Below are 21,994 nucleotides of genomic sequence, written 5' to 3'. Positions count from 1 at the left end.
TGAATATGCCGTGAACCGGCCAATTCAGGCTCGCTCAGAGAGTCTGCACGCATTAGGTGCGCGACAGGAAATGACTAGATATTTCACGGTGATGCGTGAGAAGAGTGGCAAAGTGCGCGCAAAACTTTCTCGATAGATGGTCGCGCCGACACACTCAGTAAAGGTTGGGATCGGGCGAAAAGAAATTTTGCAGCTATAGGCGGCATATCAAGACGAGATGAGCATTACAAGCCCGCCGCAAGTTCAGCAAGCCGTTGGCTTGTGAACCTGCGTCGCAGCTTTTCACCTGACCCGGCCCTTGCGCAGGCACTCCCTGTACCCGTAGGTCGCGCCGATCCCATTTGATCAGAGCAACCCGGCCCCCTGGTCATGCACTGCCCTTGGCGAGCCGTGCAGACAGAAAGAAGCGAGGGTGCTTCTTTCTATGGACGCTGGCCCCGCAGACGACAAACGCGTCAGACGGCACCTAGTACCAATTCGGATCTTTCTTAAGCTGCTCCATCAGCAACTTCTGCATGCCTTCATCCGGCTTACCGATAAAACGGTAATCGGCGTGCCGTGTCGGAGACTTGTCGGCCGGTAAGCCGGCAGGGACTTCTACCAACATGGCGTAGGCATCTTCCTTGTCGAGGCTGAAAGCGACGATCAGGCGCTTGTTCAGGCATGTATCTGCGGTTTCGCAGAGCGGCCCGACCAAGTACTTATCGCCATCCTCTTCCACGGCATTCATTTGCTCGGCGCTGCCCGACAGGTTCATCACCCATTCCGGCAAACGCTCTTCCTTCTTGACCACCCCTTGCCACGTCTCGCGGTACTGCGGGTCCGCACTGAGCAACTCGTTAGCCCGGGACTGGCCGTCATTGGCGGCCATCGCCAAGCCGCTACCGCCCAAGAGCAGGGCGGCAGCTATGGCTTTAAAGGACGAACTGGTCATATTCAGCCTCGGCCGCGGCGACCAAAGAAGAACGACACAACGAACATCACCAGGAAGACCACGAACAGAATCTTGGCGATACCCGTGGCGGTGCCCGCGATACCACCGAAGCCCAGCACTGCAGCCACAATGGCGATGATCAGAAACGTGATTGCCCAACTCAACATGGTGATTCTCCTTACGCTTTATAGAGGTAACAGCGGTAGTGCGTGACGGGCGCCTATTCAAGCGACCGTGTTTCTTGCCTAGAACACCCAACGCTCTTGGGCAGGCAGCTCAACCAGGGTGCCCTGGTCAGCCACTCTCAATTGCGGGGCGGTCACATCAGCAGAAGCGCTACCGGCGGAACGGCTGCCAATGGAACTGAAATGGGTCTGAGTCGTTACCGGACGTTCGAACTGCGGGGCATATTGCTGACTCTTCTGCCAATGCTGCATCTGCTGGCCGGCAATCAACGTGACCATCACGGCCAGGCTGGCAAACAGACCTTGCTGCAAGCGCAGTGGCGATACATGGAACTGGCTGAGGCTTTGGCGAGTCATGCTGCATTTCTCCCGCGTTCTGATTATTCGTTGAGAGAGGTATTGCAGAGCGCGTGCCAGCTTTTTTGCAAAATAAAACTCAATATAATCAATGAGTTATGCACTGATGGTTCTAAGCTTATGCGGCATCCTGCACGATGCACCCGGGTGGCCCGTGCGAAATGCACGATGGCCAGTGGTCGGGTCGCCGGATCGAAAACGATTGTGGCGCTGCCGAACTGGCAAGAAGGCATGAAAATGCCACTAGCCGGGTGCGCTGTAGGAAGGTGTGCAGATAGCTGCGCGACGTTGCCTTTTATCGATCAGAATAAACCATGCAACTTGCCCGATTATTCCGGGACTAAACACCATCATTCATAGTTAAGGAGCGCGGGACAGATGGAATCAGCCAAGGAACTTCAAGGCCGCATTCTTTTAGTGGATGACGAATCCGCGATCCTCCGCACCTTCCGTTATTGCCTGGAAGATGAGGGCTACACCGTCGCCACCGCCAACAGCGCCGCGCAAGCGGATACCTTGATGCAGCGTCAGGTCTTCGACCTGTGCTTCCTCGACCTGCGTCTGGGCGAAGACAACGGTCTGGATGTACTGGCGCAGATGCGCATCCAGGCCCCCTGGATGCGTGTGGTGATCGTCACGGCTCACTCTGCCGTTGATACCGCGGTGGACGCGATCCAGGCTGGCGCGGCTGATTATCTGGTCAAACCGTGCAGCCCTGATCAACTGCGCCTGGCGACAGCCAAGCAGTTGGAAGTACGCCAGCTGTCGGCGCGACTGGAAGCCTTGGAAGGCGCAGTGCGTCAGCCCAAGGACGGCCTTGACTCCCACAGCCCATCGATGATGGCGGTGCTGGAAACTGCCCGCCAGGTGGCCGGGACCGACGCCAATATTCTGATCCTCGGCGAGTCCGGCACAGGCAAAGGCGAGCTGGCTCGGGCCATTCACGGTTGGAGCAAGCGCGCCAAGAAGTCCTGCGTGACCATCAACTGCCCGTCGCTGACGGCGGAACTGATGGAAAGCGAGCTGTTCGGCCATAGCCGGGGGGCGTTCACCGGTGCCAGTGAGAGCACATTGGGGCGTGTTAACCAAGCGGACGGAGGCACGCTGTTTCTCGATGAGATCGGCGACTTTCCCCTCACGTTGCAGCCAAAGTTGCTGCGTTTTATCCAGGACAAAGAATACGAGCGCGTGGGCGACCCCGTTACCCGTCGCGCCGACGTGCGTATCCTCGCCGCCACCAACCTGAACCTGGAAGACATGGTGCGCGACGGCCGCTTCCGTGAAGACTTGCTGTACCGACTCAACGTCATCACTTTGCACCTGCCGCCGCTGCGCGAGCGTAGTGAAGACATCCTGACCCTGGCCGACCGCTTCCTGGCCCGCTTCGTCAAGGAATACGCGCGCCCGGCGCGGGGCTTCAGTGACCAGGCGCGCGAGGCGCTGCTCAATTATCGCTGGCCGGGCAATATCCGTGAGCTGCGCAACGTGGTGGAGCGCGCCAGCATCATTTGCCCGCAGGAAAAAGTCGAAATCAGCCACTTGGGCATGGCCGAGCAACCGACCAACAACGCTCCGCGCATTGGCGCGGCACTAAGCCTGGACGAGCTGGAGAAAGCCCACATCGGCGCCGTACTGGCCACCAGCGACACACTGGATCAGGCGGCGCGCACCCTCGGCATTGACGCTTCGACCCTGTATCGCAAACGCAAGCAGTACAACCTGTGAGCTGTACCCTATGAAGTTAGCGATGAAACTGCGCACTCGATTGTTTCTGAGTATCTCAGCGCTGATCACCGTCGCCTTGCTGGGCTTGATCCTGGGCCTGGTCAGCGTCATGCAAATGGCCAAGACCCAGGAGTCCCTGATTCGCAGCAATTTTGTCACCCTGGACCTGGGGCTCAAACTGCGCCAGAGCCTGGGCGACCAGTTAATCATGATGCTCGAGCAGCGCCCCGACTCCGAAGCGCTACGAATATCCAAAAAGCATTACTTCGACTTGCTGGACCAAGGCATTGCCCATGAACAGCGCAATGGCCATGGCACCGGCTTCAGCCAGTCACGCCGCCAGTACCAGGCGCTGCTCGAGGCGTTTGACCAGTCTCAGCAGGTACCGCGCCCCCCGGACAGCAAAGAAAAAATCACCGAAACCTTCAATGTGCTGCGCAACGGGCTGATCGCCGAACACAAGCAAGCCCTGGAAAACATCAGCGCCAGCGAACACAAATCCCGCGAGCGCGCCCTGCTGATCGCCGGTCTGCTGGGGATGGTGGGGCTCGCCGTATTGATCATCGGATTTGTCACGGCCCACGGTATCGCCCGACGTTTTGGCGGCCCAATCGAAGCACTGGCCAAAGCGGCCGACAAGATCGGCCAGGGCGATTTCGAAGTGACGCTGCCGATCTCATCGGCAGCGGAAATGAACCAACTGACGCGCCGGTTCGGCATCATGGCCGAAGCTTTGCGCCAGCATCAGGCAACCAATATCGACGAACTGCTCGCCGGCCAGCAACGCCTGCAAGCGGTACTCGACAGCATTGACGATGGCCTGCTGATGATTGACCGCCAAGGCCGCCTGGAGCATCTCAACCCCGTCGCACAGCGTCAGTTGGGCTGGGACGAAGAACGTCTCGGCCAAGGCCTGGGCGAGGCACTGGTGCGGCCGGAGCTGGATGAACAACTGCAACTGGTGCTGCGCGGCGGCAATCTGGAGCGGGCCCCGGACGATCTGGAAGTGGAAGTCGAGGGCGAACTGCGCCTGCTGACCTACAGCCTCACGCCGGTCAGTCACACCCAAGGGCACATACTCGGGGCCGTGATGGTGCTGCACGATGTCACCGAACAACGCGCGTTCGAGCGGGTACGCAGTGAGTTTGTATTGCGCGCCTCCCACGAGTTGCGCACGCCGGTGACCGGCATGCATATGGCGTTCGGACTGTTTCGCGAGCGTGCGAAGTTCCCGGCGGAGTCCCGTGAAGCGGACCTGCTGGATACGGTGAACGAAGAAATGCAGCGCCTGATGCAACTGATCAATGACTTGCTCAACTTCTCGCGCTACCAGAACGGCCTGCAGAAACTGACCCTGGGCCCGTGCGACGTCATTGATCTGCTGGAACACGCACGTGCGCGCTTCGTAGAGGTGGCCAACGCGCAGCACGTCGAGCTGCTGGTGGAAGCCCAGTCCGACCTGCCTCGGTTGTACGCCGACCGGGCGCAGTTGGAGCGGGTGCTCGATAATCTGCTGGGCAACGCCCTGCGCCATACCGCCGACGGTGGGCAGATTCGCCTGCAGGCGCGCCGCCACGGCGAGCGGGTGATTATCAGCGTGGAGGACAACGGCGAAGGCATTGCCTACGGGCAGCAAGGGCGGATCTTCGAACCCTTCGTCCAGGTAGGCCGCAAGAAAGGCGGCGCCGGCCTGGGGCTGGCGCTGTGCAAAGAGATCGTGCAATTGCACGGTGGCCGCATGGGCGTGTATTCGCGGCCGGGCCAGGGAACGCAGTTCTATATGGCGCTGCCGCTTTAACGCTGGTTCAGCACACGCAGGATGGCGGCACTTTCGGCATCTGGTGTGCCATCGAACAGTGATGGCCGGAAACGCATCTGAAACGCTGCAATCACATGGCGCGTGGCGACATCCAATTCGCCGGTCCGGGGCGTCGGGTAACCCAATTGCGCCAGCTCGTCCTGGAACCACGTGACACTCGGCAGCTCGACGGCGTACTGCACCTGAACTCGTGCGACGGCCTGAGCGTCCGGCCATATGCCCAACCCTTCATCGGCCAAGCGCTTCCAGGGGAACAATGGACCGGGGTCAAGCTTGCGCAGCGGGGCGATATCGCTGTGACCAATGATGTTCCTGGGGTCGATGCCATTGCGCTTGCTGATGTCCTTGAGCAACACCACCAGCGACTTCACCTGCGCCTCGGAGTACGGGTACCAGACGCGCCCGGTCGGTGTGTCACGGTACCCAGGGTTCACGATCTCGATGCCAATGGAGCTGGAATTGAGCCAGGTGCGCCCCATCCACTCACTTTCCCCGGCATGCCAGGCGCGCTGACTTTCATCCACCAGCTTGTAAATGGTGGCCGAGGCATCATCGCCGATCAGGTAATGAGCACTGACCTGGCCGTGCGTCAGCAGGGCCAGTGAGTGTTCGAGGTCAGTTGAGGTGTAGTGGACGACGACGAACTGCACGCGGTTGTCGTGGTTCGCCGAGGGATGGCTGGTATTGAGGCGAGGACCGCTGGCGCAGCCGGCCAGCAGAAGAAACACACAAGCGAAGTACAAGGATTTCATGGCAGAGGACAGTACGCTGAAGACGATAATGCAACAGTGTAACGTACCGTTTGCAGCCAGGCGGTCAAATTACAAAATGGAACACCTTTTACGCGGCCTGTACCTGGTTACGCCCTGCTGCCTTGGCCCGATACAACGCCTCATCGGCTCGTTTGAGCGCCAGCTCACTGCGCTCACCCTGCTGGAACTGCGCCACACCCATGGATACGGTGATCGTCACCGGTTCGCCTTTGAAGTGGAACGGGCAGGCTGCGATCGCCTCGCGCAGCACTTCACCCACCGCCAGCGCATCCGGCAAAGGTGAGTCGGGCATCAGCAACACGAACTCTTCGCCGCCAAACCGCGCAATGAAGTCGCTCGGCCTCAGACGCTTGCGCAGCACGCTGGCGATAATCTTCAACACTTTGTCGCCGGCCAAGTGGCCGTAACCATCGTTGATGCGCTTGAAATGGTCCAAATCCAGCATCGCCAGCGACAGGCTGCTACCGCGTTGGTGCCAGGCGTTGACTTCATGATCCAGGCGCTCGCTCCATGCCGCGCGGTTGGGCAGCCCCGTGAGCGGATCGATCAGGGCCTTCTGGCGCTGTACTTCAAGATGCTCACGATAGCCCTGGGCCTCCTTCTCCATACTCGCGACGCGCTCTGCCAACCTCTTCAAACGCGACGCCACTTCCTGCTCGCGCTGGTCGCGTTGCTGCTGGTGCTCGTCCATGGTGCCGAGCAACCCTTCAAGGTGGCTCTCAAGGACCTGTTTGAGACTGTCCAGGTCTGCTGCTTCCTGCACACTGCTTTGCAGGCCGTCGACCTGCTCGCGAATCTGCGTGTCCAGTTCGCGAGCGGCGGCACGGCTGTCGGCATGGCCATCACTGGCGACCTGCAAATGCCCCTGGAATGCTTCGAGACGCTCGTTGAGCTGCTTGAGATAAGCCTCGAATTCATGCTGGCCACTGTCGGTGATCGCCAGCATCAACACGGCCAGGTCGTCAAGGATCGGCAGTAACTCGTACCAGTTCAAACCGTTGGCCAGGCGCTCACGCATCGCTTCGGCCTGAGGCCGATGCCGTTCGGGCAAGGACAACTCTTCCAGCAGGCCGATGAGCGTGTCTTCAATATGTTTGGCCACGGAGCTGTAGGACGGCTCCGGCGAATCCGGCAACGAGTAGGTGCCATCCGATTGCAGTTCGTCGGGATTGGACGCCTCAACATCCAGCACAGGGGGGAGCGAGAGGCTACCGATAAACGTCTCGTCCGGCGTTTCGACTTGAACCTGGGGCTCTTCAATAAGGGCGGCAAGAGCACTTTCGGCAGCGGGCTCTTCGACCTGGGGCTCAGGCGTTTCAGGCACCACGGGCGTCACAGCGGCCGTCAAGGGCTGGACAATTGCAACCTGTTGGGTGGGCGCTTCGTACACGAACGTTTCGCTGGCAACTTGAGCGGGGTGGGTGGCCACTGGGCGTTGCAGCAGCGGGTCAACCGGCGCCTCGGGCTGTGGCGCAAAGGCACGCAAGGCTTGCGTGAGCGCTTCGGACTGCTCGGACGGTTCGGGCTCCGGCGGCGCAGCAACGGGTTTAGGCCCGGCGGGTGCCGATGACGGCGCAGGAATCAACTCGCTTACCGGCGCTTCGCTGGCAATGTCCTTGGCGCCAAACAAGCGCTGTAACAATCCAGGCCCGGGGCGTGTGGTTTCGCCGTCCGGCTCCAGGTTATTCAAGGCTTGCCCCTGCAGGCCGCTCAATTCGCTGAGCAGCAACGGTATCTCGCGGGCCTGGCTGACGCGGCCATCCAACTGCTTGGCAAAGGTTTTCAGCGGACGCGCGACCTCACGGGGCAGCGGCAGCTTTTGCAGCTGAGTAACCAGGGAGGTCAGCGCAGTGCTCATTTGCTCGATCCGGGTTTCGCGGCGCTGCTCCGAATCCAGCACAGCCTTCTCCAGACGCGGCAGCAAGGCGGCGAGCGCGGCGTCCATGTCGTCTGTGCGCACAACGTCGCGCATTTCCTTCATGCATTGGTCGACCGCACGGTCGGTGCCTTCAGCCGCCAACGTACTGCGCACCAGCCCCCGGCGCAGCAGGTCGAGGCGGGCGGCCCAACGTCGCTCGAGCTTTTCTTGTTGCTCGATGCTTAACAGGTATTTTTCTTTCCAGCGCTGGGCGTCGTCGCTCATGCAAGGGGTCCGCGAGGGCCGGGGCTCAACGCGGGCAATGCATCAACCGTGAGCGAACCCGGCAGACGAATCTCTACCGCGACCGGCAGGTGATCGGAAATGGGCTGCGCAAGCACCTGCACACTTTCCAGTGTGAGGCTCGGACTGAGCAGGATATGGTCAAGACAGCGTTGCGGACGCCAACTGGGAAAGGTGGCCTCGACTTGCGGCGCCAGTAATCCAAGGTCGCGCAACGGAGAATTCTGCAGCAGATCGGTGGCATGGGTATTCATGTCCCCCATCAACACCTGATGCTTGTAGTTGCCAATCAAATCACGCACATAGGCCAGTTGCAGGTTGCGCGTACGGCCTCCGAGCGCAAGGTGCATCATCACCACCACCAATGCCTCAGGCCCCTCACCAAACCGTACGAGTATCGCACCGCGGCCTTTAGGGCCGGGCAACGGGTGATCTTCGATAGCGGTCGGCTTCAAGCGGCTGAGCACACCATTACTGTGCTGCGCCAGGCGCCCGAGGTTGCGATTGAGCTGCTGGTACCAATAAGGGAAGGCTCCGAGGTGGGCCAGGTGCTCCACCTGATTGATATAGCCCGAACGTATGCTGCCACCGTCGGCTTCCTGCAGGGCGACCAGGTCGAAATCATTCAACAGGTCGCCGATCTTCTGCAGGTTACCGGCCCGCCCGTTGTGGGGCAGCAGATGCTGCCAGCCACGGGTGAGGTAGTGTCGGTACTTTTCGGTGCTGTTGCCCACCTGGATATTGAAGCTGAGCAGACGCAGGCGGTTATCCGCCGGCAAGCCTGTCGATTCCAGGTGATGCTCGTTGACCCGCGGATCGTGCAGGCCAACGACGCGTTCGGTACCCCAGCGGCGCATGACGGGCCCCTTACTTGGCTGCGCGCTCTTTAGCGATCAGTTGGTCGGCCACATTGAGGGTCGCTTCAGGACCGCCTGTAGTGCCCAGGTCGAAACGGTATTTGCCGTTGACGATCATGGTCGGTACGCCTTGCACGCCGTACTTCTGCGCCAGTTCCTTGGCCTGCTTGATCTGACCCTGGATAGCGAAGGAGTTGAACGTGGCGAGGAACTTGTCCTTGTCGACACCCTGAGTGGCAACGAAGTCAGCCATTTCGGCCGGCTTGGTCAGGCGCTTACCTTCCTTCTGGATGGCGTTAAACACAGCGTTGTGGACCTTATGTTCTACACCCATGGCCTCCAGGGTCAGGAACAGCTGGCCGTGTGCATCCCATGGACCGCCGAACATGGCAGGAATGCGCTTGAAGTTCACATCCTTGGGCAGCTTCTCGACCCACGGATTGATAATCGGCTCAAAAGCGTAGCAATGCGGGCAGCCATACCAGAACAGCTCCACCACTTCGATCTTGCCTGGCTGCGCAACCGGGACCGGGTTAGCCAGCTCCACATAGGTTTTACCGGCTTCAAGCGGCACGTCGGCTGCCTGTGCGGTCATGCCGAAGAGACTGGCAGTGACGAGAGCGGCGCTGAGGATCAGATTACGCATGCTTTACTCCTGGACAAATAAGGTCGCCTCACGCGACCTTTAGGTATGACAGGTCTGCGCGGGCATGAGTTCGTTAGTGTAACGGCACCGGCCACAAAAAAGGGCGGCCTGGGCCACCCTTTTTATGCTTGCATCGCCGGATTAATCGGGCGTTAACGTCACTCGTCCCTAGTGCAGGCCCTGGATGTAACTGGAGACGGCTGCGATGTCTTCGTCGCTCAGCTTACGAGCGATGGTACGCATGGTCATTGCGTCTCCGTCATTAGCCCGGCCGGCCTCTTCCTTACGGAAGTCAGTCAACTGCTTGGCAATGTACTGAGCGTGTTGGCCGCCCAGGTGCGGGAAGCCTGCGGCGGCGTTGCCTGAACCATTGGGCGAGTGGCAACCGGTGCAGGCAGGTAGACCTTTCTCCAGATCACCACCACGGAACAGCTTCTCTCCACGGGCGACAACTTTAGGATCGGCAGCTCCCACACTGCCTTTCTGGCTGGCAAAATACGCCGCGAGGTCCGCCAGGTCCTGATCGCTGAGATTGGTCAGCAGGCCGGTCATTTCCAGCACCGTACGCTTGCCATCCTTGATGTCGTGCATCTGCTTGGTCAGGTAACGTTCACCTTGGCCAGCCAGTTTGGGGAAGTTCGGCGCCGGGCTGTTGCCATCCGGTCCGTGGCAAGCACCACACACGGCGGCTTTCGCCTGGCCCGCTGTAGCGTCGCCTGCAGCATGGGCAACACCGGTGATGCCCAAGGTCAACAGCAGACTCACGATCAGTTTGTTCATCAGCTAATCCAACTACGGCTAAGGGTTTAAGAGTTATCAACCGGGTTTACTCACCATCAACTCAATGATGGCCTGGTAATCCTCAGTACAGCATTCCATGCACAAACCACGCGGCGGCATTGCCTTGAAACCCTGGGTCACCTATTGCACCAGCGTGACCACGCAAACTCGGTTGTACAGCGCCTCCGGTTCCTGTGTAGCCTGAGCGCCTTAAAAGCGGAGTCAGGACACCAAAAGCGAGCAACCATCAGGTCATACATCGACCTTTTCAGGGTTTGAGAGCGTTTTGCGTTCTAATGCGCAATAAAGGTCTATCGCTCCCGTGAACTTCATCCTTCGCTGGGACAAAGCACACACAAAATCTGCGGCATTATATACTGGCGCTACTGAAACGGAAACGACACCGCTTGCCGCACCCTTTCTCGGCATCGCCCATATCGGAAATCCCATGCAACTCAAGAATCCCATCCTCGGCCTGTGCCAACAGTCCACCTTCATGCTCAGCGCCGCCAAAGTGGACCAATGCCCCGATGACGAAGGCTTCGAAGTCGCGTTTGCCGGCCGCTCCAACGCAGGTAAGTCCAGCGCCCTGAACACCCTGACCCACGCCAGCCTGGCGCGCACCTCGAAAACTCCGGGCCGCACGCAACTGCTCAACTTCTTCAAGCTAGACGATGATCGGCGTCTGGTCGACCTGCCGGGCTACGGTTATGCAAAAGTACCTATCCCATTGAAGCTGCATTGGCAGCGTCACCTGGAGGCTTACCTGGGTGGCCGGGAGAGTTTGAAGGGACTGATTCTGATGATGGACATCCGTCATCCAATGACCGATTTCGACCTGCTGATGCTCGACTGGGCTGTGGCCAGCGGCATGCCGATGCACATCCTGTTGACCAAAGCCGACAAGCTGACCTACGGCGCAGCTAAGAACACGCTGCTCAAAGTGCAGTCCGATATCCGTAAGGGCTGGGGCGATGCGATCAGCATCCAGCTGTTCTCGGCGCCTAAGCGCATGGGCCTGGAAGAGGCTTACACCGTACTGGCCGACTGGATGGAGCTGGCGGACAAAGGCGCAGAAATCGCCGAATAACTTTTCTGCAGGCAAAAAAAACCCCGGACTTCGTATGGGGAGGGGAAGTTCGGGGTTCAAGTTCCGGACCGCTAGGGCGGGGTCCAGATATCTGCCAACACTTAACACAACATAGGAGCATTGAAGGGCTTCACCACCCATTCAGTAACTCTGAGTGGCACTTCACAGGTTAAGTTCCGGCTCGCCCAAAAAACTATTGGAAATAACTGACGGTCGTTTCCGATCTAAAGCGCTTTGCCACCACCCCGGGCAATGGCAAAGCCCGTCAATCAGTGCGCCTCGTCCCAGTTATCGCCCACGCCCACTTCCACCAGAAGCGGCACGTCCAACTGCGCCGCAGCACTCATGTGCTCACGGATTTTCTCGCTGACCTCTGCTACCAGGTCCTCACGCACTTCCAGTACGAGTTCGTCGTGTACCTGCAGGATGACCTTGGCATCCAGGCCCGAGTCGGTCAGCCAGTTGTCCACGAGCACCATGGCTTTCTTGATGATGTCCGCGGCGGTGCCCTGCATGGGTGCGTTGATCGCAGTGCGTTCCGCCGCTGCGCGCTCTTGAGGTTTATTGGAGTGAATATCCGGCAGGTACAAGCGACGCCCGAAGAAGGTCTCTACATAGCCCTGGTCGGACGCCTGGGCACGAGTGCGCTCCATATATTCGCGAACACCGGGATAACGGGCGAAATACACGTCGATGTAGGCCTTGGCCGTCTTGGTATCAACACCGATGTCCTTACCCAGCTTCTGCGCGCCCATGCCATAGATCAGGCCAAAGTTGATCGCCTTGGCGCTGCGGCGCTGATCGGACGTGACCTCACCCAACTCAACCTTGAACACTTCGGCCGCCGTGGCGGTGTGCACGTCCAGATTATGACGAAAGGCGTTCATCAAGCCTTCGTCCTTGGACAGGTGCGCCATGATCCGCAACTCGATCTGCGAATAGTCGGCCGCCAGCAACTTGTAGCCCTTGGGCGCAACAAACGCCTGGCGGATACGCCGGCCTTCAGCGGTGCGCACTGGAATGTTTTGCAGGTTAGGGTCGCTGGATGACAGGCGCCCAGTCGCTGCTACCGCCTGATGATAAGACGTGTGAATGCGCCCGGTGCGCGGGTTGATCTGCTCCGGCAAACGGTCGGTGTAAGTACTTTTGAGCTTGCTCATGCTGCGGTACTGCATCAGCACCTTGGGCAGCGGATAGTCGTCTTCGGCCAGTTTGGCCAGCACTTCTTCAGCCGTGGAGGCCTGCCCTTTGCCCGTCTTTTTCAGTACCGGCAGCCCGAGCTTCTCGTAGAGAATCGCCCCCAATTGTTTGGGTGAGCCCAAGTTGAATTCTTCACCGGCAATCTCAAACGCCTGGCGCTCCAACTCGACCATCTTGTTGCCCAACTCGATGCTCTGGATGCCCAGCAACTGCGCATCCACCAGCGCGCCCTGACGCTCGATGCGCGCCAGTACCGGCACCAGCGGCATCTCGATATCCGTCAGCACGCTGGCCAGACTCGGAATAGCCGTCAGTTGCGCATGCAGGGCCTGGTGCAGGCGCAGGGTCACATCCGCATCCTCCGCCGCGTAAGGCCCGGCCTGCTCAAGCGCGATCTGATCGAACGTCAGTTGCTTGGCGCCTTTGCCAGCGATGTCCTGGAAGCTGATGGTGTCGTAGCCCAGGTACTTCTTGGCCAGGCTGTCCATGTCATGCCGGGTTGCGGTGGCATTCAACACATAGGACTCAAGCATGGTGTCGAACGCGATACCCCGCACGGTGATGCCCCGCGCAGGGTCGCCGCCAATGGCGCAGTTGGCCAGGATGTTCATGTCGAATTTAGCGTGCTGGCCCACCTTGAGCTTGCTCGGATCTTCCAGCAACGGCTTCAACGCCAGCAGCACCGTGTCGCGATCCAGTTGCTCGGGCGCACCGATGTAGGAATGCGTCAGCGGGATGTAGGCCGCCTCATGCGGTTGCACCGCAAACGAAACCCCGACCAATTGCGCCTGATGGGCATCGATCCCAGTGGTTTCGGTGTCAAAGGCGAACAACTTCGCGTCGTTGAGCTTCTTTAACCACAGGTCGAATGTCGCCTGGTCAAGAATCGTGGTGTAGGCAGCCTCCACCGATGCTGACGGAACAGCGTCGACGGCGTCTTCAACAGCCGGAGTCGCCTTGAGTTCGACACGCTTGGCATCGCGTTGGATCTCATCAATCCAGCTTTTGAACTCCAAAAGCGTGTACAGCTCCAGGAGTTTCTCGCGGTCCGGCTCGATCAGGTGCAAATCGTCCAGCCCGATGTCCAGCGGCACATCAATCTTAATCGTCGCCAACTGGTAGGAAAGGAACGCCATCTCCTTATGCTCTTCGAGCTTGGCCGGCAGCGTCTTGGCGCCGCGGATCGGCAGGGTCGGCACAATATCAAGCTGCTCATACAGCTCTTTGAGGCCGCCATTCACGCCTACCAGCAAACCGGATGCGGTCTTCGGCCCAATACCCGGAACACCCGGAATGTTGTCGGACGAATCGCCCATCAACGCCAGATAGTCGATGATCTGCTCCGGAGCGACGCCAAATTTCTCCTTTACGCCGTCCACATCCATGGCGCTACCGGTCATGGTGTTGACCAAGGTAATGTGTCCATCCACCAGCTGCGCCATGTCCTTGTCACCGGTCGAGATCACCACCGGGCGGTCAGCGGCGGCGCTGCTGCGAGCCAGGGTGCCGATCACGTCATCGGCCTCGACGCCTTCGACGCACAGCAACGGGAAGCCCAGGGCGATCACGCTCTGGTGCAGCGGCTCGATCTGCAGGCGCATGTCATCGGGCATGCTTGGGCGGTTGGCCTTGTATTCGGCGTACATGTCATCGCGAAAGGTCCCACCCTTGGCATCGAACACCACCGCGAAGGGGCTGTCCGGGTACTGTTTGCGCAGGCTTTTGAGCATGTTCAACACGCCCTTGACCGCACCGGTCGGCAGGCCTTTGGAGGTGGTCAGCGGTGGCAGCGCGTGGAAGGCGCGGTACAGATAAGAAGAACCGTCCACCAGGACGAGGGGCGCTTGGCTCATGAGCAGGATCAACCTTTTCGGCGGGTCAGGCGCTAGAATAGCCGGACCAATGAAAACAAAGGGACAAGGTTATCATGCGTACATTCAATCGCCTCCTGTTGACCGGCTTGATCGCACTCGCTCCGCTGGCTGCCGTGGCGGCAGACAGCGCACCTTCGGGCGATCCTGAAGTGACCATTCGCACGGAAGGCGACAGGACTATCCAGGAGTACCGCCAAAACGGTTTCCTGTACGCAATCAAGATCACGAAAAAAGGCTTTCCACCGTATTTCCTGGTGCGCGCGGACGGAACCGACGCGAACTTCATCCGCTCTGACCAGCCGGATATGCTGATCCCGTCATGGAAGATCTTCGAATGGAAATGATTTCTTAACTTCAATTGGCGCCGTACCTCGCGGCGCCCGTACTGGCAGTTTTAACCATGTCTGTGTTCACCCCCCTGGCTCGGCCCGAGCTGGAAACCTTTCTCGCCCCTTACGGGCTCGGCCGCCTGCTCGACTTCCAGGGGATTGCCGCCGGTAGCGAAAACACCAATTTCTTTATCAGCCTGGAACAAGGCGAATTCGTCCTGACCCTGGTTGAACGTGGGCCCGTTGCAGAAATGCCGTTTTTCATTGAGCTGCTCGATGTGCTCCACGATGCCGACCTGCCCGTGCCGTACGCCCTGCGCACCACCGACGGCGTAGCGCTGCGAGAGCTGGCCGGCAAACCGGCGCTGCTGCAGCCGCGCCTGGCCGGCAAACACATCAAGGATGCTAACGCGCAGCACTGCGCCCAAGTGGGCGAGCTGCTCGGCCATCTGCACCTGGCGACTCAAGGTGACAAGGTCCTGGAGCGCAAGACCGATCGCGGCCTGGATTGGATGCTCAGCGAAGGCGCGCAGCTGATTTCGCACCTGAGCGATGCACAGCAGCAGCTGCTCAAAGACGCATTGGAGGAGATTACCGCGCATAAAGGGCAGATCCTTGCCCTGCCGCGCGCCAACGTCCACGCCGACCTGTTCCGTGACAATGCCATGTTCGAAGGCACGCACCTGACGGGCCTGATCGACTTCTACAACGCCTGCTCGGGCCCGATGCTGTATGACGTGGCCATCGCACTCAATGACTGGTGTTCGGACGCCGAAGGCGTGATCGACGGGCAACGTGCCCGCGCATTGCTGGGCGCTTACGCCGGGCTGCGGCCGTTTACGGCGAAGGAAGCAGAGCTTTGGCCGACAATGTTGCGCGTAGCCTGCGTGCGGTTCTGGTTGTCACGCCTGATCGCGGCGGAATCGTTTGCAGGGCAGGATGTGTTAATCCACGACCCGGCGGAATTCGAGCGTCGCTTGGCTCAACGCCAGCAGGTCAGTGTGCAATTGCCGTTCGCGCTATAAAAAACGGCACAAAAAATGTGGGACCGGGCGTGCTCGCTCCCACATGGGTTATGCGCTTGCGGTTAAAGAGACTCCAGGCATCCGGCCAGGTCATTGCCCAACTTATCCAACACCTGCTCGTAACCCTGAGCCGTCGCCGGGGTATACCCGCCCAACGCATCCAGCTCCGCCAACTTCACCGGCAAACCCGCGACCAGCGTCTCAGCCAGACGCGGGCGCAATGGCGGCTCACTGAACACGCAGGTCTTGCCGACTTCCTGCAACCGCGTACGCATGGCTGCCACGTGCTGGGCGCCAGGCTGTACTTCAGCGGCGACGCTGAACACGCCGGCATGCTTCAAGCCGTAAGCCTCCTCAAAGTAATCGAAGGCTTCGTGGAACACGAAGTAAGGCTTGCCATCAATCCCCGCCAGGCGCTTTTTCAAGCGCGCGTCCAACGCATCCAAACGACCATCGAAGGCTTTTGCGTTGTTCTGATAACGCTCGGCATTCGCCGGGTCAGCCGCACTGAGGTCGGCCGCCATGCTTGCCGCAATCACCCGCGCGTTCACCGTCGACAGCCATAAATGCGCATCCAGGCTGCCTGGGCGATGATCGTGGTCATGTTCGTCGGCATCATCGGCGTGAGAATGACTATCTTCGCCGAACCGGCGCAATTTCAGACCTGGTAGATCCTGCACCGCTACCGTCTTCGCTGTGCGACCTTTCAGTACGCGAGGCAGGAAGCCTTCCATGTCCGGCCCGATCCAATACAGCAGATCCACCGACTGCACGCGCCGTACGTCGGATGGCCGCAATGCAAAGTTATGCGGCGACGCGCCCGGCGGCAGCAACACCTCAGGAACCGCCACGCCATCCTGCACAGCTGCGGCAATCAACTGCAGTGGCTTGATGCTGGTCAGCACGTTGACATCGGCCTGAGCGGCCCCACCCATGAACAAACTGGCGACAAATACGACAAAAACGGGAAAAAGTCGGGACACGATGACCACTCGATGGCGTAGGAACGGGTAACATAATAACGTCTCTATCAAATATCTGTCGCCGCTCATGCCTAAAACACCGCTAGCCAGCCGTCCCCACGATCACTCTCACTGCGTGCATACGGCGCTGTCGGAGGCCGACACCCTGTGTGCGCAAAAAGGTCTGCGCTTGACCGCTCTGCGTCGTCGCGTGCTGGAACTGGTGTGGCAGAGCCACAAACCGCTGGGCGCCTACGACATTCTGGGTGTACTCAGCGAGCAGGATGGCCGCCGCGCCGCGCCGCCCACGGTGTACCGCGCGCTGGATTTTCTGCTGGAAAACGGCCTGGTGCACCGCATCGCCTCGCTCAACGCCTTCGTGGGTTGCAACCACCCGGAACACGCCCACCAGGGCCAGTTCCTGATCTGCCGCGAGTGCCATGCGGCCATTGAGCTTGAACAAAAAAGCATCAGCGACGCCATTATCAAGAGCTCTGCCGACGTGGGCTTCAAGGTCGAAGGGCAGACGGTCGAAGTGGTCGGCCTGTGCTCGGGCTGCCAGGGGGCTTGATGAGCAACGCGTTAATCCGCCTGGAGCAGGTTGGGGTCACGTTTGCCGGCCAAACCGTGCTCGATAACATCGCACTGAGCGTAGAGCCGGGGCAAATCGTCACGCTCATCGGCCCCAACGGCGCCGGCAAAACAACCCTGGTGCGCGCCGTGCTTGGCCTGCTCAAGCCCGACAGCGGCAGCGTGTGGCGCAAGCCCAGGCTGCGCGTCGGCTATATGCCGCAGAAACTGCATGTCGACCCGACCCTGCCACTCTCCGTGCTGCGCTTCCTGCGTCTGGTGCCCGGCGTGGACCGTGCCCGCGCGCAGTCTGCACTCAAGGAGGTCGGCGCCGAACAGGTGATCGACAGCCCGGTACAAAGCATCTCCGGCGGCGAAATGCAGCGCGTTCTGCTGGCCCGGGCTTTGTTGCGTGAACCGCAACTGCTGGTGCTCGATGAGCCCGTCCAGGGCGTCGACGTCGCCGGCCAGGCCGAGCTGTACAGCCTGATCACCCGCCTGCGCGATCGTCATGGTTGCGGCGTGCTGATGGTGTCCCATGATCTGCACCTGGTGATGAGCACCACCGACCAAGTGGTGTGCCTCAACCGCCACGTGTGTTGTTCCGGCCACCCGGAACAGGTCAGCGGCGACCCGGCGTTTGTCGAGCTGTTCGGCAAGAACGCCCAGAGCCTGGCGATTTATCACCACCATCACGACCACGCCCACGACCTGCATGGCGCCGTGGTTGACGATCCAACCGCACCTCACACCCACGTTCATGGAGATAGCTGCAAGCATGGCTGATTTTCTGCTCTACGCCCTGCTGGCAGGCTTGGCTTTGGCGCTGGTGGCGGGCCCTTTGGGCTCGTTCGTGGTCTGGCGACGCATGGCGTATTTTGGCGACACCTTGTCGCATGCCGCGCTCCTGGGCGTGGCCATGGGCTTTTTGCTGGACGTGAGCCCGACCATCGCCGTGACCGTCGGCTGCCTGCTGTTGGCGGTGCTGCTGGTGACCCTGCAACAGCGCCAGCCGCTGGCCTCGGATACGCTGCTCGGCATTCTGGCGCCGAGCACGCTGTCGCTGGGCCTGGTGGTGCTGAGCTTTATGCACGAGGTGCGCATCGACCTGATGGCCTACCTGTTCGGCGACCTGCTGGCGATCAGCCCCACTGACCTGGCCTGGATCCTGGGCGGCAGCGCCGCGGTGCTGGTGCTGCTGGTAGCCCTGTGGCGGCCACTCCTGGCTATCACGGTGCATGAAGAGTTGGCCAAGGTCGAAGGCCTGCCCGTATCGGCCCTGCGCATGGCCCTGATGCTGTTGATTGCCGTGGTGATCGCTGTCGCAATGAAGATTGTCGGCGTATTGTTGATCACATCGCTGTTGATCATTCCCGCCGCCGCCGCCCAGCGTCACGCCCGTTCCCCGGAGCAGATGGCAATCGGCGCCAGCCTGTTGGGGATGCTGGCAGTATGTGGGGGCCTGGCGTTGTCGTGGTTCAAGGACACGCCGGCCGGACCATCGATTGTGGTCACGGCTGCCGCCCTGTTTCTGCTGAGTTTTGTCCTGCCCCGTCGAGGGGTGTAGACTTGCTCGCTTTTTGCGCAAATAGAGAGTCGCAGGAATGAAGCTGTTCACCTCCCGTTATCTGCTCCTTGCCGCATTTTCTTTGCTGCTGGGCGCCTGTCAAAGCACACCGCCCGTAGCCCCCGAGGCTGCCGACCCGCGTGCTGCGGCCATCGCGCAGCTGGAGCAAAACCTGGCCAGCAGTGAATTGGCCACCGCCGAAGACCAGCTTGCCGCGCTACAGGCTCAGTCGCCCAACGACCCAACGCTGGAGTCTTATCAGCGCCAACTGGCCGAAGCCTACCTGCAACGCAGCCAAATCGTGCTGCAAAAGGGTGACGTCAACGCTGCAGCCACTGCCTTGAGCCGCGCCCGCGCGTTGATGCCCAAGGCGCCGGCACTGACGGGCGGCGTCAACAGCGCCATTACCCATGCCCGCAAAGCCGAGCTGGATAAAGCCGAAGAAGCCCTCAAGGCCGCCGAAGCCAAACCCGCAGCCAAGGTCATCGACCCGGCGGCACCAAGCACCACCGTGGCCTTGAACCTCACCGATATCGAAGAACTGCGCCATCAACTGGATGCGATCGCCATCGACGTGGTGAATTACCAGTGCGATGTGAGCATCCAGGCCCCGCGCACCGAGGATTACCCATGGTTGGCCACACTGCTGACCAAACGGGTTAAGCGCATTGATTCGGGGTACGACCTGAAAATTCACCGGCAAATCCTGAAGAAGATTCCGGCGCAAATTGTGCTGATTCCGCGCAAGGCGGACTAATAGCATCGCGGGCACGCCCGCTCCCACACTTGAATGTATTCATCACTCAAATGTGGGAGCGGGCGACCTGACAAACAGCCGAGTATTTAAGCCGGAATCGCCTTGGCCTTCGCCTCACGGTCCCACACCCGATGCTGGGCAATGGCGGCAAAGAACGTCTTGAACGCCTTGGCATCCGCGCCCACGATCAACCCCGCATCCGCCTCCAGCTTCAGCAGATCCAGCAGCGGCTTCACGTCAGTGGCCACGGCAATCGCCTTGAGGTGTTTGTACGCTTCCAGCACGTAGTGCAACGCCACGCCATCACCGCTCAAGGCCGTCACCGACTCTTTACCGCCTGGGATAAACACCGCGTCAAACGCAATGGACGGCATACCCTCCATCGACGCATCCACCGCCAGCGTCTTGCCGTCCGCCGTGGTCACAGGCGCCGAAGTAGGCCCCAGCAACTTCGCATGGGCACCTTCGGCCTCAAGGGCTTTTTTCATCGCATCGATCGCCGCGCCGTCGACACCATTGGCCGCCAGGATCGCCACTTTGCGCGTCTTGATATCACCCGACAGCAGATTGACCTGGCTCAATGCCGGCGATTCTTTAACCGACGTCTCACGCACAGGCACTGTGCCCTTGGTCGGCGCCGGCAGGCCCAGGTTCTGCGCCACGCGCTTGGCCAGTTCCAGGTCGATATTGGCCAGGATCTCGTTCACCTGACGGGCGCGAATATGCTCGCGCTCGACTTTGCCAAGCTCAAAGCTGTAGGCCGCAATAATGTGCTCTTTCTCATGATGGCTCATGCTGTTGAAAAACAGCGTCGCCTGGGAAAAGTGGTCACCGAACGATTCACTGCGCTCGCGCACTTTGCTGGCATCAACGCGCTCGTAATAGGTTTCGAAACCACCATCGGTTGGCCCTGCCGGCGTTTCCTTCGGCCAGCCGCCGTCGATGGAGTTCGGCTCGTAAGATGCCCGTCCCTTGTCGATCACCGTACGGTGCTGGGCATCGCGCTGGCCATTATGGAACGGCGCGACCGGGCGGTTGATCGGGATCTCATGAAAGTTCGGCCCACCCAGTCGGCTGATCTGCGTATCCGTGTAGGAAAACAGACGGCCTTGCAGCAACGGGTCGTTGGTGAAGTCGATGCCGGGCACAATATGTCCTGGGCAGAACGCAACCTGCTCGACTTCAGCGAAGAAGTTGTCCGGATTACGGTTAAGCACCATCTTGCCCAGGGGCGTGATGGGCACCAGCTCTTCAGGAATGATCTTGGTGGGGTCGAGCAAATCGAAGTCGAACGAGTGTTCGTCTTCTTCGGCGACGATCTGAACACCCAGCTCCCACTCGGGGTAGTCGCCCATCTCGATGGACTCCCACAGATCGCGACGGTGGTAATCGGTATCTTTACCGGCAAGCTTTTGCGCTTCGTCCCATACCAGGGAGCAGGTGCCGACTGTTGGCCGCCAATGGAATTTGACGAAGCTGGACTTACCCTCGGTATTGATCAGGCGAAAGGTGTGCACGCCGAAACCCTGCATGGCGCGCAGGCTTTTGGGAATCGCACGGTCGGACATCGCCCACACCACCATGTGCGCCGATTCCGGTACCAGGGAGACGAAATCCCAGAACGTATCGTGGGCCGAACCGCCGGTAGGGATCTCGTTGTGCGGCTCGGGTTTTACCGCGTGCACAAAGTCCGGAAACTTGATCGCGTCCTGAATAAAGAACACCGGCATGTTGTTGCCCACCAGGTCGAAGTTGCCTTCTTCGGTGAAGAACTTCACGGCAAAACCGCGCACGTCACGCACCGTATCACCCGAACCACGTGGGCCTTGCACGGTGGAAAAGCGCGCGAATACCGGGGTTTTATGCTCCGGCGTGCGCAGGAACCCGGCCTTGGTCAGCGCAGAATGGTCGCCATAGGATTGGAAGTAGCCATGGGCGCCTGTGCCACGGGCGTGCACGATGCGCTCCGGGATGCGCTCATGGTCAAAATGCGTGATTTTCTCCCGCATGATGAAATCTTCGAGCAGCGAAGGACCACGAGGGCCGACCTTCAAGCTGTTCTGGTTGTCGGAAATCTTCACGCCTTGGTTGGTGCGCAAGGCTTGGCCGGTGGCGTCGGAACGAAACGTTTCCAAGGCCTGCAGCTTGGCGTTGGTATTGCCACGGTCCAGGGTGTCGGTGCCCGCAAGGTCACTCTTCGGCGGGGTGGCTGGCTTCTTGGTACTCATCAGACAAAACTCCTTATTCAAAGTAGCCAGAGCGGTCCCCGGCTCGTTTGAGCAAAACCCCAGGCACGGCACCCAGGACATCGCGTTGCCTAAGTAGTGACTGATGAGGTTTTGGGCCGTTCCTTTTTTATGACCTTTGATCGCGTTATTGCCAA

The 21,994-nt window shown here is 60.0% G+C and carries 20 protein-coding genes and 1 pseudogene; 9 read left to right on the top strand and 12 right to left on the bottom strand.

All coding sequences use genetic code 11. The features are described 5' to 3' along the window. Positions 1–466: 466 nt before the first annotated feature. The 3 genes from KZX66_RS21780 to KZX66_RS21770 form a co-directional block, all read right to left on the bottom strand. Positions 467–934: an inhibitor of vertebrate lysozyme family protein gene (locus tag KZX66_RS21780; RefSeq protein WP_248083333.1), complete on the bottom strand. Its 468-nt coding sequence runs from the start codon at positions 932–934 to the stop codon at positions 467–469. Between the two features lie 2 nt (positions 935–936). Beyond that, entirely contained in the window at positions 937–1,101 is a 165-nt protein-coding gene (locus KZX66_RS21775) for a DUF1328 domain-containing protein (protein ID WP_002555679.1), read from the bottom strand. 78 nt (positions 1,102–1,179) lie between these two features. Further along, a complete protein-coding gene (locus tag KZX66_RS21770) occupies positions 1,180–1,476 on the bottom strand; it encodes a hypothetical protein (protein ID WP_248083332.1) in 297 nt (98 codons plus the stop codon). A gap of 378 nt (positions 1,477–1,854) precedes the next feature. Between KZX66_RS21770 and algB the strand changes: the two genes are divergently transcribed. Together algB and KZX66_RS21760 are read left to right on the top strand one after the other, a co-directional pair. After that, a complete protein-coding gene (algB, locus tag KZX66_RS21765; RefSeq protein ID WP_248083331.1) occupies positions 1,855–3,201 on the top strand; it encodes a sigma-54 dependent transcriptional regulator in 1,347 nt (448 codons plus the stop codon). Positions 3,202–3,211: 10 nt separating this feature from the next. Next, positions 3,212–4,999, top strand: coding sequence for an ATP-binding protein (locus KZX66_RS21760; protein WP_248083330.1), 1,788 nt, complete (start codon positions 3,212–3,214; stop codon positions 4,997–4,999). Here KZX66_RS21760 and KZX66_RS21755 read toward each other — a convergent pair. From KZX66_RS21755 to KZX66_RS21730, 6 genes and pseudogenes are all read right to left on the bottom strand, one after another. Then, positions 4,996–5,772 (bottom strand): N-acetylmuramoyl-L-alanine amidase, encoded by a 777-nt coding sequence (locus KZX66_RS21755; RefSeq protein ID WP_248083329.1) that lies wholly within the window; start codon positions 5,770–5,772, stop codon positions 4,996–4,998. The genes KZX66_RS21760 and KZX66_RS21755 overlap by 4 nt on opposite strands. A gap of 88 nt (positions 5,773–5,860) precedes the next feature. After that, positions 5,861–7,936: a GGDEF domain-containing protein gene (locus KZX66_RS21750; protein ID WP_248083328.1), complete on the bottom strand. Its 2,076-nt coding sequence runs from the start codon at positions 7,934–7,936 to the stop codon at positions 5,861–5,863. After that, positions 7,933–8,811, bottom strand: a complete 879-nt coding sequence (locus KZX66_RS21745; RefSeq protein ID WP_248083327.1) for an endonuclease/exonuclease/phosphatase family protein — start codon at positions 8,809–8,811, stop codon at positions 7,933–7,935. Before KZX66_RS21745 ends, KZX66_RS21750 begins: the two co-directional genes overlap by 4 nt. A 10-nt stretch (positions 8,812–8,821) precedes the next feature. After that, positions 8,822–9,457, bottom strand: a complete 636-nt coding sequence (gene dsbA / locus KZX66_RS21740) for a thiol:disulfide interchange protein DsbA/DsbL (RefSeq protein WP_248083326.1) — start codon at positions 9,455–9,457, stop codon at positions 8,822–8,824. A 168-nt stretch (positions 9,458–9,625) separates the two neighbouring features. Then, a complete protein-coding gene (locus tag KZX66_RS21735) occupies positions 9,626–10,237 on the bottom strand; it encodes a cytochrome c4 (protein ID WP_248083325.1) in 612 nt (203 codons plus the stop codon). A gap of 36 nt (positions 10,238–10,273) precedes the next feature. Then, positions 10,274–10,481 (bottom strand): annotated as a pseudogene (locus KZX66_RS21730) (cytochrome). Between the two features lie 204 nt (positions 10,482–10,685). Between KZX66_RS21730 and yihA the strand changes: the two are divergent. Continuing rightward, positions 10,686–11,327, top strand: a complete 642-nt coding sequence (yihA, locus tag KZX66_RS21725; RefSeq protein ID WP_248083324.1) for a ribosome biogenesis GTP-binding protein YihA/YsxC — start codon at positions 10,686–10,688, stop codon at positions 11,325–11,327. 269 nt (positions 11,328–11,596) lie between these two features. Here yihA and polA read toward each other — a convergent pair whose 3' ends face one another. Beyond that, the gene (polA, locus tag KZX66_RS21720; RefSeq protein ID WP_248083323.1) at positions 11,597–14,380 is read right to left on the bottom strand and encodes a DNA polymerase I; all 2,784 of its coding nucleotides are present in this window, start codon (positions 14,378–14,380) and stop codon (positions 11,597–11,599) included. A 74-nt stretch (positions 14,381–14,454) separates the two neighbouring features. Here polA and KZX66_RS21715 point away from each other — a divergent pair, with 74 nt between their 5' ends. Then, the gene (locus tag KZX66_RS21715) at positions 14,455–14,745 is read left to right on the top strand and encodes a DUF2782 domain-containing protein (RefSeq protein WP_248083322.1); all 291 of its coding nucleotides are present in this window, start codon (positions 14,455–14,457) and stop codon (positions 14,743–14,745) included. A gap of 56 nt (positions 14,746–14,801) precedes the next feature. Further along, entirely contained in the window at positions 14,802–15,755 is a 954-nt protein-coding gene (locus tag KZX66_RS21710) for a homoserine kinase (protein WP_248083321.1), read from the top strand. A 62-nt stretch (positions 15,756–15,817) separates the two neighbouring features. Here KZX66_RS21710 and KZX66_RS21705 read toward each other — a convergent pair whose 3' ends face one another. After that, the gene (locus KZX66_RS21705) at positions 15,818–16,747 is read right to left on the bottom strand and encodes a zinc ABC transporter substrate-binding protein (protein WP_248083356.1); all 930 of its coding nucleotides are present in this window, start codon (positions 16,745–16,747) and stop codon (positions 15,818–15,820) included. Between the two features lie 46 nt (positions 16,748–16,793). Between KZX66_RS21705 and KZX66_RS21700 the strand changes: the two genes are divergently transcribed. Genes KZX66_RS21700 through KZX66_RS21685 form a run of 4 tightly spaced genes read left to right on the top strand, consistent with a single transcriptional unit; the run spans position 16,794 to position 19,611 of the window. Continuing rightward, positions 16,794–17,288 (top strand): Fur family transcriptional regulator, encoded by a 495-nt coding sequence (locus KZX66_RS21700; RefSeq protein ID WP_174244849.1) that lies wholly within the window; start codon positions 16,794–16,796, stop codon positions 17,286–17,288. Next, positions 17,288–18,073 carry a zinc ABC transporter ATP-binding protein ZnuC gene (gene znuC / locus KZX66_RS21695; protein ID WP_248083320.1) on the top strand — a complete coding sequence of 262 codons (786 nt, stop codon included), beginning with the start codon at positions 17,288–17,290 and terminating at the stop codon, positions 18,071–18,073. The genes KZX66_RS21700 and znuC overlap by 1 nt, the downstream gene beginning before the upstream one ends. Next, on the top strand, positions 18,066–18,854 hold the full coding sequence (znuB, locus tag KZX66_RS21690) for a zinc ABC transporter permease subunit ZnuB (protein WP_017528742.1): 789 nt from the start codon (positions 18,066–18,068) through the stop codon (positions 18,852–18,854). Before znuC ends, znuB begins: the two co-directional genes overlap by 8 nt. Before the next feature lie 37 nt (positions 18,855–18,891). After that, positions 18,892–19,611 carry a PA5502 family lipoprotein gene (locus KZX66_RS21685; protein WP_248083319.1) on the top strand — a complete coding sequence of 240 codons (720 nt, stop codon included), beginning with the start codon at positions 18,892–18,894 and terminating at the stop codon, positions 19,609–19,611. Between the two features lie 86 nt (positions 19,612–19,697). On the opposite strand, the gene katE is transcribed toward KZX66_RS21685, so the two are convergent. Next, complete coding sequence (gene katE, locus KZX66_RS21680) at positions 19,698–21,920, bottom strand: catalase HPII (RefSeq protein WP_282446023.1); 2,223 nt, start codon at positions 21,918–21,920, stop codon at positions 19,698–19,700. Positions 21,921–21,994 lie beyond the last annotated feature (74 nt).

The sequence above is a fragment of the Pseudomonas sp. EYE_354 genome, assembly GCF_023148575.1.
Classification (GTDB): Bacteria; Pseudomonadota; Gammaproteobacteria; order Pseudomonadales; family Pseudomonadaceae; genus Aquipseudomonas.
This window is presented reverse-complemented; position numbering and strand designations above follow the sequence as displayed.